We start from the raw sequence: 13,415 nt of genomic DNA on the forward strand, positions 1-13,415 counted from the left end.
TCTAATTATGTAACGAAAGACGAAGTTTGACCCTTTGCAGTCATTGGGTTTTAGAATTGAATGTCGGGTTTAGTTCGTGTTCCGATCATTGATGATACAAAAAGGTTAAAGTGTAGGATGTGCCAACCAACGGGCGGCGCATCAATTGGAAGTTAATCTATCTTTATGTCAGAATGCCGTAGACATTGCATTCCGGGTGCCACATGGTTTTTTATCGTTAATCTTGCCGAACCGATTATTGGCCGATAATATAGATATATTACGGGAAGTCTTTGCAGAGATCCAAAAACAGCATCTTTTTCGCATGGATGCTGTTGTCGTTTTGCCTGATCATCTTCATTGTATTTGGACATTACCTGAAGACGATGCCAATTTATCAATACACTGGAATATGCTTAAAGGCGTATTCTCCAAAAAAATTGAAAAAAGGCGAAAGAATTTCAGTCAGCCGGAAGTGTAGACGGGAAAGAGGTATTTGGCAGCGCCAATTTTGGGAGCATTGTAGACGCTATTAGCTGGATTATAAGGATATTGATGGTATTGAACTCGACAGATGCGCCGCCCGTTGGTTGGCACATCCGGTCCTGCTAATTTTAACCAGCTCCACCTTCGTCATCAATAGGCTGTGGCGCATTGACACCCGCTTCAATTTTATCCAATAAGTCTTTTGCCGCACTTCTAACGGATTCACTATTATCGTTTAAGGCACCGGTAGCCTCTTTTTTAAGTTCGTCCAGCGACACACCCGGTAAGGCGGCTATGGATAACAACGCTGCTTCGCGGATTTTATCGGACTCGTCGCTAGTTAACATTTTTTCTAATACATCTCGTGGTAAGCTTAAGCCGCTATGTTGAAACTGTGTCAACACTTGCAGGCGCACATTCGGGTTGTTACTGTGTAAAGCATTTATGGTTTTTTCGGCGACGGGTTGTATAGGTGCGTCGCTCTGTTCCGTGAAACTGGTTTTTGCTGGTGTCAATTCAGTTAAACGATTAGATTTAGTCTCACTGGCTGAGAGAGAGGCTGGAGACAGGGTATCTGCTTCACCGGCGGGATAAATCCATACTTTGCTTAAGCGGGCAGGGGAGCTATTACTACTGGTAAACTGATAAAATGTGTCTAAACCATTAAATAAGGTATGTAAGCCAGCTTCCAGGTGCGCACCTTTAAGATTGATCAAGATTATTTTATTGGCAGTTTGCGCTGACAGGATAAAATGTATTCCGTTTTGTATTTCTACATCACGTAAAATATCACCTAAAGCACGATGTTCTGTTTCGACCAGTATTTTATCATTTGATGTGATAGTTGATACTTGCATTGCAATCGGGTCATTCTTAGCGGCTGCCTGAATCATGTTATTTTGATCAACACTACTTAGCGTGGTTAACTGTTTGTCAGATTGTAGTTTGGGTGTGGCCGATACACTGTTTAAATTATGCAAGCCCATATAGCCGGCACTAAGCGCAATGGCAGTCAATGCATAATAATACGTATTATGTTTCATAAATTATATTCCCCGGTCCATAAAGTGATAACTCTAATCAACGGGTGTACTGTTGACTGTATAGTTATTGCGGTTAGGCATCGCGCAAATGCCAACATGGATTATGCGGTGCTTCCTTGCACCGTAAATTCCTTGATTTTAAATAGCTGTAAATGAGCCAATGATGCCACCCGATTCTAAAGAGCAGCGTACAATTAGAGGACTCCAATCCCATACATAAATGCTACTGGTATTTAATGTTTGCCAGGTTTTAGGACCCGATAGGGTATAAGTTACAGGACCCAGGTTAGAACCATTGCCGACACCGTTGGTGCTGAGAAATTGGCAGTTGCTGTTGTTACCATAAATGGATACCGATGTACTATGCCAGCCAGTCGCTACTTGTAAAGAACCCACTACCAAAACTGGATAGCCACAAGTATTTGTCACACCGGCATAGCTACTGGTGGTTATGCAATTTGCGGTACTGGGGTAAGCCGCATGTAAAGCGTTACCAGGGCCGTTTGATTGTGCAAAAGCTGGGTTGGCTAAAAGCAGGGATGAAAAAAGTAAGCCTGTAAACGCAATAGCGCGACCTGACAAATTAGGCAGATTTATATTTTTTATGTTTTTCATGATAAAACTCCAAAAACTTTTCATAGTTAAGTAATGGACACTCCCCTTAAGTAGAGCCAATGTGGGGTCGTGTACATGTAAGCAGTAAAAATTAAGAGAAGATGGTTTTTACTGTGGGTAAACTATATTGTTATTGACTAAGGTTATCTGTTAATGTTTTTACGGTCATTATGTAATTAATATCACTGTTATATTTAGCTTAGAGATTAAGCAAAAGGGTGGGTATTTGGCTTGTAAATTCCATCTGTATACAGAATTAATGCTAGTGAGTGTGTTTTAAATAAAACCCAGCAGTTAAGTGGATCATTAGGGGCTTTCTATGACACATATAAGTATTAATTAGTGGTTTAATGCGTCATTGTTTTCTGTGTATTCATGGTGCGGTTCGTAAACTCACCACACCCTACGAGGTGGTCGTTAAATCAATTTAATGGTCCATTCATTTCGGCATAATTAATGGTAAAAAACAGGTATTGATAGCCAGCTAAAGCCAATACAAACTAACGTCATGATAACGCAACAAAAGCTTCACAATTATGCAATACATTAATGACATGATGTAAGGTGAGAGAAAAAGCCAATTAGTCTACCTTATGTTCTGATTGGAAAGTCTTGGGATGATTTAATTAAGCATTGCCGGATTGCCTCTTTAACTATATTTCCTCTGGCTCAATCGCTAAAGGGACAAATATTTAACTACACTTTTCGTTAATTTAGGCAAGACTAAAATGAAGATTATATCGATACTGGCTCTGTCAGTGGCATCATTATCTGTAGCTCAGGCTTCAACCATCACCGCTTGGAATTTCCAAAATAACAGCGTTGCTGTTAATAATAATCCGGCTGCGTCTACAGGTACTGGCACGGCAAGCTCGTTAAACATGGGGACTTATTTAACACCAGCGGCAGGAGTGACTACTGACGATGTTTTAGTGGGTAAGAGCGCTGATACGGGTGCTAATGGATTGGCTGATACTAGCAATGTTTGGCGTGTGCGTGGACAAAACAGCAGCAATCCTGTTACCGCAAATGGTTGGTCAAGTCTGGCTCCTATCGGTACTCAAGGTGCAGAGTTTACGACCAGTACAGTAGGCTACCAAGCGATTAACGTTAGCTTCGACTGGTATACAACCACACAAGGTGAAGCAAACTTGCAGTTGGAATATACCACAGATGGTGGGGCCACTTGGATTAATACCCCTATTAGTATTGGCGCTAACGCTTCGCTGGGTCTGGCTGCGTTAACCAATAGTACATCTGCCAATACCGTTAATGGTGCTTATATTAGCGATAATCTTTTAACTAACGGTGCTAAGGCCGGTCAGGATTGGTTTACTGGTTTAACTGCAACCATTAATGACCCATCTGCAGCAAACAATCCTAATTTTGCTATTGAATTGGTAAACGCTTCAACAGGTAAAGACAATATCAGTACCCAAGGCACTGCCTTAAATAACACGTCTGGCAACTGGCGTTTTGATAATGTTGTTATATCTGGCAGCGCAGTGACGGCTGTGCCTGTACCTGCCAGTGTTTGGCTGTTTGGTTCAGTTGTGGCGGGTTTTATGTGTTTAAATCGTCGCAAGTCTGCATAAAGCGACCTGAATAGGCTGTTTATTCAAAAGGTAGACGCTTTCAGTTTGCTGTAGCAGGAATAAGGTCGTTTTCAATCGATTGAAAATGACCTTATTTTATGAGGTTAAGTATCGGCTCTGTTTGTCTGTTAGTGTCAATCCAGTCAAATTTTGGGTATTTAGAACATCATTCTGGTTTAGACTGCCAGACCTTAAAATCTAAACAGGCTTTGTACATAGAAATAGTCCACATCTCCACCACTAGGGGCGTTTTGGGCGGTTTTGGCAAACTGTCCTTTAAATAAACGGTACCAGCCTGTTTCTAGATTCCAGCTGCTGTTAAAGTCGTAGCGGGCGGTAAAGCCCAGTAAATCGCCAACATAGCTGCCACTTTTTGCGCTGGGATTCAAATTGAGTTGCGCACCGGAGCAGCTGGCGGCTCCCCAGCAATCGCTGGACGATGCAAGCCAAACTAAACGTTGCTGAACTGATAATAGTAAGTCTGAACGCGGCGAAACAGAAAATCGATAGCTTGGGCTGTTGATATTGCTGCGTGAGATTGGGGCAAAAATACCCGAGGGGCCAAAGTCTACCGGTGACACACCGAATAAGGGGTCAAAACGTTCATCGCTGGGGCCATTCTTGTTTTTGCTTCCAGTAGCATAGTCATACTCCATGGAAAAGCGCGGTGTCCAGGCCATGTCCAAGGTATAACCTGCTTCTAGATGTGAGGAATAGGCTTCATGCCGTAGATCGGTTGTAGAGGTTGTGGTGGCTCTAACCGTGCCGTACTGGGCCATACCTTCTGCTTGAAAATCGAAGTTGCCTTTGCTCGGTTTGATGTAGAAACGCAGGCCAGGGGTAAAATAACGGCGTTTTCGGGTTGGGTTGTTAAAACTATCTCCTTCATCCAGATTGTATAAATACAGTTCCGCATTGACTTTTGTGGTTGCCAGATTATAGGCTTCAAGAATGCCACCTGAAAAAAAAGTACGGGTCGCTTCCTGATCAAATTGCTGTACGTGTTGACTAATGCTGTCATTAATGCCGCCTGCGGCACTGGGCCAACGATTCACTGGCAGGGTGAAAAAGCTGTTTAACTGCCATTTGGCGTTATCCAGTACCCGCAATCGAATACCGGTAAAGCTGTTATAGGCGTTCCGATAATAAGGTCTGGCTATTAAGCGGCGACTACCCAAGTCCAGTGTTTGTCTCCCCACTTTAATTTCGGCACCCAGATGACTGGATAACACATTCTTATCAGCCCAGGCCACATAAGCTTGCACGAAATCCAGCGTATCTATCGCATTGTTATTTAGATTGTTCAGGTTGTTACCGGGACCGTAACTGCCGCCAATACCGCGCGAATCCATAAATTCCGTAGCGAATGTAAATTTGCCCAGATGCGCGGCTAGCCAAAGATCAGTTTGTAAGGCAATTTGTTGATCGCCTCCCAATGCGCTGGCTTTGAATTGATTATTCATATCTTCATAACGGGTACGCTGGTCTACGTTTAGTTCCAACCAGTCTGGTAAATCTAAAAAATTGTGCAGATTCCATACTGGTGCTTCGTATTTTTTATTGCCGAGTAAGGCATCATTCATTTGGCTGCCCCAGGTAGTCATAGGCAATCTGCTGTATGCCGGGGGCGGGGTGGGTTGCGGATTTATCGGTGTGTTGCCCTCTGCAAAAGTTGTGCTACTGATACACGAGAATAACCCCATGTAAACGCTAAAAACGACTAATGGGCAGATATTAGTTTTGTTCAATAGTTTATTGGGCATGGTTAAAACCTGTCATAGCTTGGTAATGAAGGTGAATGGTAGATTGATGTTGAGTATAGATATTCTTTCAACTTCCGTTGCCATGCACTCTCTAGGTTTTAAAGTCATTTTTATAGATGCGAGACCTAAATATCGGCACTGCTATTGTGACGGTCAGATGCCTGAAAGCCCTTGTTAATAGCGGGGTTAATAGAGTTTGAGTTGCATAATTAATGCACATGCCGACAGAAAAAATGTTGTAGATCTTTACGAAAAATAATTATTAGAACAAAACTGATTTTTTGATAAGCGTCACAAATACTATATCGCTTAACATCATTCATTTATTTTTACACTATCTTTATGGCAAACATTTATGTTCGTATAAATAGGAGAGGTTTTACTCCGTTATGTAACAGTAAGGAGGCGCTATAACCTTGATGTATCGAAATTGTAGGTTTTAATTCGTTAAAACATGCAATACACATAGCTTCCAACAAGCAATCGTCGTATTCAATATTAGTCGTGATTTGGTCGTAGTTAGGCAGTTTTCATTTTATTTTATTTTAGGAACACAATATGTTTAGTAATGTAAAACTTGTTGTAAAACTGGGTCTCAGCTTTACGTTGCTGTTGATCCTGATGGGTATCAACGTTTATATCGGTATCAACAATATGTCCACCTTGTCCGATAAAACAAAATTCATCATCGATGACCGCTACGCTAAAACCAAAATTTTAAATAATATTGCTAAAAGAACGCTTGATAACGGTCGGTTGTTACGCAATTTGGTGTTGGTTGAAGATCCTGCAAAACTGGATGAATACAAAGCGGCTATCGACAAAAACCGTAACGAAAACAAAGCGGATATGGAGTACCTTGATCCCATCATTAAACATCCTAAGGGCCGCGAATTATTCAACGCTGTTAAAGAACAAAGTGCTTTACTTAATACCAAATACGATTTTTTATTTAAGCAGTATACCGATAAGACTATTAGCCGACGTACGGTAATCGATTATTTATTAAATGAATTTGCACCAATTAATGTTGCCTATGTTAAAACCTTGAACGTTGAGATCGATTTTCAGGATGAATTGATGAACGACACTGCCAATGAATCATTGCAACTTTACAATTCGGGGCGTTCGCTACTGTTGACTGTTACCTTGCTTGCTTTGGGCTTGGGTATAACAATTGCCTGGCTGGTGACACGCAATCTGATGCGTCAGTTAGGTGGGGAGCCCGGCGATGTTGCAGGTTTGGCCAATAATATTGCTGCCGGTGATCTCAGTGCGGAAATTGTTCTCAAGTCCGGCGATACTAGCAGTGTGATGTCTGCAATGAAACATATGAGCGATACCATCAAAACGCTATTGGTGGAAATGGACAATATGGCCGTAGAGCATACCAAAGGGAATATTGATGTGGTGGTTGACTGTCACAAATTCCAAGGCAGTTTTCAAACCATGGCGCAAGGGGTTAACGACATGGTGACAGCGCATATTGATGTGAAAAGAAAAGCTATTGCGTGTGTGGAACAGTTTGGACTCGGTAATCTTGCTGCGGATATTGAACCTCTGCCGGGTAAAAAAGCCTTTATTAACGAGGCAATTAACCAAATTCGTACTAATATACAAGCGGTTTTAACCGATACCAACCTCCTGATAGAAGCAGCAAGCAATGGGTTGCTAGACACGCGTGCTGATGCGGTTAAACATCACGGCGATTTCCGTGTACTTGTACAAAGTATTAATCAAATTCTTGATGGTATTACCCTGCCCATTAACGAAGCTGTAGAGGTGCTGGCATTGGTCGAACAGGGTGATTTGACTCGCACTGTAAAAGGTGATTACAAAGGCCAGTTAGGTGACTTTAAAGACACTGTCAACAACACCATTTCCAAACTTTCGCAAACCATTGAAGAAGTAGTCAGTGCTGCTCAGCAATTGAATAATGCTTCCGAACAGATCAGCGCAACCTCGCAATCTTTGTCGCAAGCGTCTAGTGAGCAGGCAGCCAGTGTTGAAGAAACAAGCGCTAGTATTGAAGAAATGGCAGCCAGTATTAACCTGAATGCCGAAAATGCTAAAGTGACTGATGGCATGGCCGGTAAAGCGTCAAAAGAAGCCAGCGATGGTGGCGAGGCTGTTAAACAAACGGTAGAAGCCATGAAAAGCATCGCTGGCAAAATTGGCATCATCGACGATATTGCCTACCAAACCAATATGCTGGCGCTGAATGCTGCCATCGAAGCGGCGCGTGCTGGTGATCATGGTAAAGGTTTTGCGGTGGTGGCAGCTGAAGTACGTAAACTGGCGGAACGCAGTCAAACGGCCGCCCAGGAAATCGGTATTCTGGCTGAATCCAGCGTCAAAACGGCCGAAACTGCCGGCAAATTATTGGACGAAATTGTTCCCAGTATTGCCAAAACATCAGACTTGGTACAGGAAATCGCTGCCGCGTCCCACGAGCAATCGGCGGGTGCTAGCCAGATTAATACGGCTATGAATCAGATGAATCAGATTACCCAGCAAAACGCCTCGGCCAGCGAAGAACTGGCTGCGACTGCCGAAGAAATGACCGAACAAGTGGAACAATTGCAAAACCTGATGAGTTTTTTCAAAGTAAACGCTAGTACGAATACAGCGATTGGCTATAGCGCAAGCAAAACTTCTACTAAACCGGAAAAGGTAAAACCAAGTGTGCACTTTGTGAGTAATAAAACCAATTCTGAATTCAATTTAAGTAAGTTCGATCACTTTTAGGTGTTGATTACGATCAGCCATTAAAGATTAAAGTAAACAGGGATGCATGACAAACATTAAAGATGTTTATGTCATGCAGTTTGCTAACCGTGATTTACACAATTTGTTTATGCTCAACTATGAATCTGCCCGTATAGGCAGCGCTTTTAACTTCGTCATGTATAGCAATGTGGTGTTGAATAACATGGAATTTTTTAAGTTCATTACGGCTTTTGGCGATCAATTCATATTATCCCTGACTAGGAGCCCATGTTATGAGTTTTGATGATGAAATGCGCGAAGCCTTGGTGACATTCACCATAGAAAGTTTGGAATTGTTGCAAGACATGGAAGAAGGGCTGTTGACTATTGAAACGGCTGAAGAGCCTGCTGAACACATTAACGCCATCTTCCGCACTGCACATACCATTAAAGGCTCGGCAGGTTTATTTGGGCTTGATCACATTGTGGCTTTTACGCATGTGGTTGAAAGTGTACTGGACTCATTAAGAGACGGTAAACTAGACATTTCCAGCGACCTTATCGCGGCTCTGTTGCCTTGTACGGATCATATTGTGTTGCTGATACGCGGTGTCAGTGATGGTCAAATGCAGGCAGACCCGGCCTTAACGGCCAGCGGTCAAGCCTTGCTGGATAAACTTCAGCCTTATCTACAGGGTGATACTCAACATAGCGTAGCCACAACAGCAGAAAAACCTGATCATATTGAATCACTGGGTAGTCCTGCGCAAGTTACTGGTAACTGGCATCTTTCTTTGCGTTTTGGCATAGATTCGTTTCGCGAAGGCATGGACCCTCTGGCATTTATTAGTTACCTAAAAACGCTGGGCGATATTGTCCACCTAACTACCATCTCTCAAGGCATACCAGAAGCCGAGTTAATGGATGCTGAAAGCAGTTATTTGGGCTTTGAAATAGAATTAAAAAGTGAAGCGCATAAAACAGACATAGAAAATGTGTTTGAGTTTGTTAGAGATAGCAGCATTATCCGCATTCTCCCCGCCGATAGTGAAATCGGTGATTACATACAACTGATTAAAGAATTACCTGAAGATGAGAAGTTTCTGGGTGAATTACTCATTAATAGTGGTGCTGTAACGCAGCGTGAACTTGAGGCTGCGCTGCAAAGTCAGAGTAAGCGTGAAGTAAGCACTGCCAATTCCGTTCAAATTAGTCAGCCTATCGGCGAAATTTTGATCGAACAGCAAGCGGTGCAACAACCTATTGTTGCTGCCGCTCTGGAAAAACAAAAACAAATTAAAGATAAGAAAAATACAGAAAACCAAAGTATCCGGGTAGATGCCGATCGTCTGGACAAATTGATTGATCTGATTGGTGAGCTGGTCATCTCCAGTGCTGGCGTTAATTTGCGCTCACAACTCTCAGACGACACTATCCTGAAGGAAATGACGGGTAATGTCATGCGCCTTATTGAAGAAGTTAGGGGAACGACTCTGCAATTGCGTATGGTGCCCATCGGCGCTACCTTTGCCCGTTTTCAGCGTATTGTTCGTGATGTCAGTAAAGAATTGGGTAAAGATATTGAATTGTCCATCAGCGGCGGCGATACTGAAGTGGACAAATCGGTGGTGGAAAAAATCGGTGATCCGTTGATGCATTTGGTACGTAATTCGATGGATCACGGTATCGAACCCGCAGACGTACGTCTGCAAAATGGCAAACCGGCTAAAGGTACGCTGAGGCTTAACGCCTATCACGCGTCGGGTAGCATTGTTATCGAAGTGGGTGACGATGGCGGCGGCTTAAATCGGGAGCGGATACTGCAAAAAGCAGTGGAACGCGGTATGGTATCCGCTAATGCTAATTTATCCGACCAGGAAATCTATGCCTTGATATTCGAACCGGGTTTTTCAACCGCGCAACAGTTATCCAACCTGTCGGGGCGTGGCGTGGGTATGGATGTCGTGAAAAGTAATGTCACCGCCTTACGTGGAAGTATAGAAGTTGACAGCGAATCGGGTAAGGGCGCCACCATGCGCATTTATTTACCGCTTACTTTGGCGATTATCGATGGCTTTATGGTTAGTATCGAACAATCCACCTTTGTTATACCGTTAGATAAAATTCATGAATGCGTGGCTTTACCTACGGATAATGCTCAGCGCGAATTTATGGATTTGCGCGGTCAAGTGCTGCCGTTAATCCGCTTACGCAATGTATTCAACTTGGGTGGTACACCACCTGCTCAGGAAAATGTGGTGGTGGTGGAATATGCAGGCAACAAAATGGGGCTTATTGTTGACCAGTTGTTAGGCGAATTTCAAACCGTCATCAAACCGTTAGGCAGTCTGTTTGCTCATATCAAAGGGGTGGCGGGTTCAACCATACTGGGCACGGGTAAGGTGGCGTTGATTTTGGATGTTCCCTCCTTAATTGAGTGGGTAGATCGCAAAAATTTAGTTTTGCAGCAAAGCGATGTAAGGGAGGAGGCCTGATACATGAGTAAAGTATGACAATATTAAATTTGTGTTGATGGGCAAATTGCACCTTTTCACGTTGGACGTCAGTTCAATCAAGTTGCGATGGGCGTTGACGCAGTCATTCAGTTTTAATTCGCCAATAAATATACCTGATAGTTACGCAATCGATTCAATCAATGTAAAAGGAAAAACACATGTCACTTTATAAAAGACTTTCCATACTGACCTATTCAGTGATTTTGGCGCTTTTAGCGCTATCCGGCTCTGGTTATTACCAAACAGACAAGGTGTTTGAGGCTGCAAGTTACGCATCCGTTAATACGGTACCCACTTTTCAGTCTTTTTTTAAAATTCGTGAGAGCTTTGCCGACTTGCGCGAACTTTCTTTATTTCATGTAATCATTACCGATGATGCTGGCATGAGAGCTCTCGAACCCAAAATCAACGAAACCCGTAAAAAATTGGATGACAGCTTAAAAGACTATACCAGCATAGCCTGTGGCGGTAAAACTTGCATGTCTGATGATAAAGAACAAAAAATGTTTGATGAGGTTATCTTATTATTAGCCAATTACGATGCGCAAAGGCTTAAAGTTTTTGAACTTTCTAAACAAAGTAGAACCAAGGAGGCAGAAACCGCAACCCGAGATTTGTTGATACCGGCAGTACAGAAATTGCAAGTAGCCGTTAATACAGAATTAGATTACAACGCCGAGTTGGCCCAAAAAGGCTATAACGATGGCGTTGCAGTAAAACAAACCTCTACGTATGTATCTATTCTCATCTCTCTCGTTGCCATTTTGTCGATTGGTTGGCTATTATTTAGGTTAAATAGAACTTTAGCGCAGCAACTTGGCGGTGAACCCTCTGATGTAGCAATACTGGCGGGAAAAATTGCTACTGGTGATCTGACTGGTCAGATTATGTTGAAAGCCGGTGATACCGATAGCGTAATGGCCGCCATGAAAAATATGAGTCAGAACCTTGAACAAACCATAACCGAAGTGATTTCAGCCGCAGATCAATTGAGTAATGCCTCTGAGCAGATTAGCGCCACTGCACAATCTTTGTCACAAGCCACTAGTGAACAAGCGGCCAGCGTTGAGGAAACCAGCGCCAGTATCGAGGAAATGTCGGCCAGTATTAACCAGAATGCAGACAATGCCAAAGTGACCGATGGTATGGCTGGTAAAGCGTCCAAATAAGCGACAGAAGGCGGTACAGCTGTTAAGCAAACGGTGGACGCCATGAAACAAATTGCCAATCGAATTGGCATTATTGACGATATTGCGTATCAAACCAATATGTTGGCACTGAATGCTGCCATTGAAGCGGCACGGGCTGGCGATCATGGCAAAGGCTTTGCGGTAGTGGCGGCCGAAGTGCGTAAACTGGCAGAACGCAGCCAAATAGCGGCACAGGAAATTGGTCAATTAGCGGAAAGCAGTGTTAAAACAGCGGAAACGGCTGGACATTTGTTGGATGAAATTGTGCCCAGTATCACTAAAACCTCTGATTTGGTGCAAGAAATTGCGGCAGCCTCGCAAGAGCAATCGGTGGGTGTCAGTCAGATTAATTTAACCATGAATCAGATGAACCAAGTGACTCAACAAAACGCCTCCGCCAGCGAAGAGCTGTCAGCAACAGCGGAAGAGATGGCTAGTCAAGTTGAAGCCCTGCAAGATTTGATGAGTATATTTAAAATTAATCAAAGCGGGGTAGGGGGTAACCGTAATGTTACGAAAGGCTCTCATAATTCTGACAAATTTAAAACGCATGCCAATCGGCAAGTCACTCGCAGTCGAAGTGATAGTGATGTCAACGTCGATAAATTCAACAGCTTCTAGAGGAATAGTCATGTCAGCCCTTACCAAAACCAATGAACAGATGCCTGCTAAAGTAAGCGCAAAGCAAACCGCCAGCGCCGGGCAGTATCTCACTTTTGTACTGGGTGGTGAAGTTTATGCCATTGGCATACTCAATACCAAAGAAATTATAGATTACGGCTACCTCACCGAAGTACCAATGATGCCTTCCTTTGTGCGTGGTGTTATTAATTTGCGCGGTAGCGTGGTACCTGTGATAGACCTGCAAGCACGTTTTGGTAAAGGCAATACGGCAGTAGACAAACGTACCGGTATCATTATTGTGGAAACGCATAGGGACACTGAAGAGGGTGATCAGCAAGATATTGGTATTATTGTTGATGCAGTGAATGAAGTGGTGGATATTAATCAGAGTGATATTGAACCGGCACCTAGCTTTGGCGCGGGTATCCCGTCGGACTTTATTAATGCCATGGCCAAACGCGATGATAGATTTGTAATATTGCTGAATGTTAACCGGGTTTTATCTATCGATGAAATGGCGGCCTTAAGTCATAGCGTCGAATATGCTTAACTGGCTAGTCTACTGGCTAAATAGGGTAGAACTATTTTAATTGTATCTGTTTTACATCTGCCGTATGCCTTACCTGATGAGTCTTGTCGAATCATGAAAGGTATACGGTAAACCATAACGCCCCATCCCTAGAGTTGTTTTCACACAATACTAGACGGTTCAATTCTTCTGTATGCCCTTGTTTGCATTTTAAAAATGCTACAATTTACATATAATATATAGTGTTTTTATGATAGGCATCACAAATACAATATCGTTTATCCTCATTCTTTTTTTTTACGTTATATTTATATTAAGTAATTAAAGTTTACTGCCATTAGCTTTTAAACAGGTTAAAAATGTTGA

9 protein-coding genes and 1 pseudogene are annotated in these 13,415 nt (G+C 42.9%); 7 read left to right on the forward strand and 3 right to left on the reverse strand.

Translation table 11 applies throughout. From position 1 onward, the window contains the following. The first annotated feature begins 145 nt into the window (after positions 1-145). Positions 146-460 (forward strand): transposase, encoded by a 315-nt coding sequence (locus tag ABH008_RS11660; protein ID WP_347985790.1) that lies wholly within the window; start codon positions 146-148, stop codon positions 458-460. 133 nt (positions 461-593) lie between these two features. Here ABH008_RS11660 and ABH008_RS11665 read toward each other — a convergent pair whose 3' ends face one another. Both ABH008_RS11665 and ABH008_RS11670 read right to left on the reverse strand, forming a co-directional pair. Further along, the gene (locus tag ABH008_RS11665; protein ID WP_347985791.1) at positions 594-1,508 is read right to left on the reverse strand and encodes a hypothetical protein; all 915 of its coding nucleotides are present in this window, start codon (positions 1,506-1,508) and stop codon (positions 594-596) included. Between the two features lie 138 nt (positions 1,509-1,646). Next, positions 1,647-2,123 carry a hypothetical protein gene (locus ABH008_RS11670; protein ID WP_347985792.1) on the reverse strand — a complete coding sequence of 159 codons (477 nt, stop codon included), beginning with the start codon at positions 2,121-2,123 and terminating at the stop codon, positions 1,647-1,649. Between the two features lie 728 nt (positions 2,124-2,851). Between ABH008_RS11670 and ABH008_RS11675 the strand changes: the two genes are divergently transcribed. After that, a complete protein-coding gene (locus ABH008_RS11675) occupies positions 2,852-3,718 on the forward strand; it encodes a hypothetical protein (protein ID WP_347985793.1) in 867 nt (288 codons plus the stop codon). A gap of 191 nt (positions 3,719-3,909) precedes the next feature. Here the strand turns inward: ABH008_RS11675 and ABH008_RS11680 are convergent, their stop codons facing one another. Then, positions 3,910-5,481 carry an alginate export family protein gene (locus tag ABH008_RS11680; RefSeq protein ID WP_347985794.1) on the reverse strand — a complete coding sequence of 524 codons (1,572 nt, stop codon included), beginning with the start codon at positions 5,479-5,481 and terminating at the stop codon, positions 3,910-3,912. A 558-nt stretch (positions 5,482-6,039) separates the two neighbouring features. On the opposite strand from ABH008_RS11680, the gene ABH008_RS11685 reads away from it, so the two are divergent. From ABH008_RS11685 to ABH008_RS11705, 5 genes and pseudogenes are all read left to right on the forward strand, one after another. Then, positions 6,040-8,229: a methyl-accepting chemotaxis protein gene (locus ABH008_RS11685; protein ID WP_347985795.1), complete on the forward strand. Its 2,190-nt coding sequence runs from the start codon at positions 6,040-6,042 to the stop codon at positions 8,227-8,229. A 254-nt stretch (positions 8,230-8,483) separates the two neighbouring features. After that, entirely contained in the window at positions 8,484-10,685 is a 2,202-nt protein-coding gene (locus ABH008_RS11690; RefSeq protein ID WP_347985796.1) for a chemotaxis protein CheA, read from the forward strand. Positions 10,686-10,864: 179 nt separating this feature from the next. Beyond that, the gene (locus ABH008_RS11695; RefSeq protein ID WP_347985797.1) at positions 10,865-11,875 is read left to right on the forward strand and encodes a methyl-accepting chemotaxis protein; all 1,011 of its coding nucleotides are present in this window, start codon (positions 10,865-10,867) and stop codon (positions 11,873-11,875) included. Positions 11,876-11,887: 12 nt separating this feature from the next. Continuing rightward, a pseudogene (locus ABH008_RS11700) lies at positions 11,888-12,517 on the forward strand (methyl-accepting chemotaxis protein); the annotation flags it as partial. Positions 12,518-12,527: 10 nt separating this feature from the next. Continuing rightward, complete coding sequence (locus ABH008_RS11705) at positions 12,528-13,070, forward strand: chemotaxis protein CheW (RefSeq protein ID WP_347985798.1); 543 nt, start codon at positions 12,528-12,530, stop codon at positions 13,068-13,070. The last annotated feature ends 345 nt before the right edge of the window (positions 13,071-13,415 follow it).

Source organism: Methylomonas sp. AM2-LC (assembly GCF_039904985.1).
Classification (GTDB): domain Bacteria; phylum Pseudomonadota; class Gammaproteobacteria; order Methylococcales; family Methylomonadaceae; genus Methylomonas.

Excerpts from the sequence above, each read along its gene's own strand:
- ABH008_RS11665 (WP_347985791.1), bottom strand. The coding sequence starts at position 1,508 with ATGAAACATAATACGTATTATTATGCATTGACTGCCATTGCGCTTAGT.
- ABH008_RS11670 (WP_347985792.1), bottom strand. The coding sequence starts at position 2,123 with ATGAAAAACATAAAAAATATAAATCTGCCTAATTTGTCAGGTCGCGCT.
- ABH008_RS11675 (WP_347985793.1), top strand. The coding sequence starts at position 2,852 with ATGAAGATTATATCGATACTGGCTCTGTCAGTGGCATCATTATCTGTA.
- ABH008_RS11680 (WP_347985794.1), bottom strand. The coding sequence starts at position 5,481 with ATGCCCAATAAACTATTGAACAAAACTAATATCTGCCCATTAGTCGTT.
- ABH008_RS11685 (WP_347985795.1), top strand. The coding sequence starts at position 6,040 with ATGTTTAGTAATGTAAAACTTGTTGTAAAACTGGGTCTCAGCTTTACG.
- ABH008_RS11690 (WP_347985796.1), top strand. The coding sequence starts at position 8,484 with ATGAGTTTTGATGATGAAATGCGCGAAGCCTTGGTGACATTCACCATA.
- ABH008_RS11695 (WP_347985797.1), top strand. The coding sequence starts at position 10,865 with ATGTCACTTTATAAAAGACTTTCCATACTGACCTATTCAGTGATTTTG.
- ABH008_RS11705 (WP_347985798.1), top strand. The coding sequence starts at position 12,528 with ATGTCAGCCCTTACCAAAACCAATGAACAGATGCCTGCTAAAGTAAGC.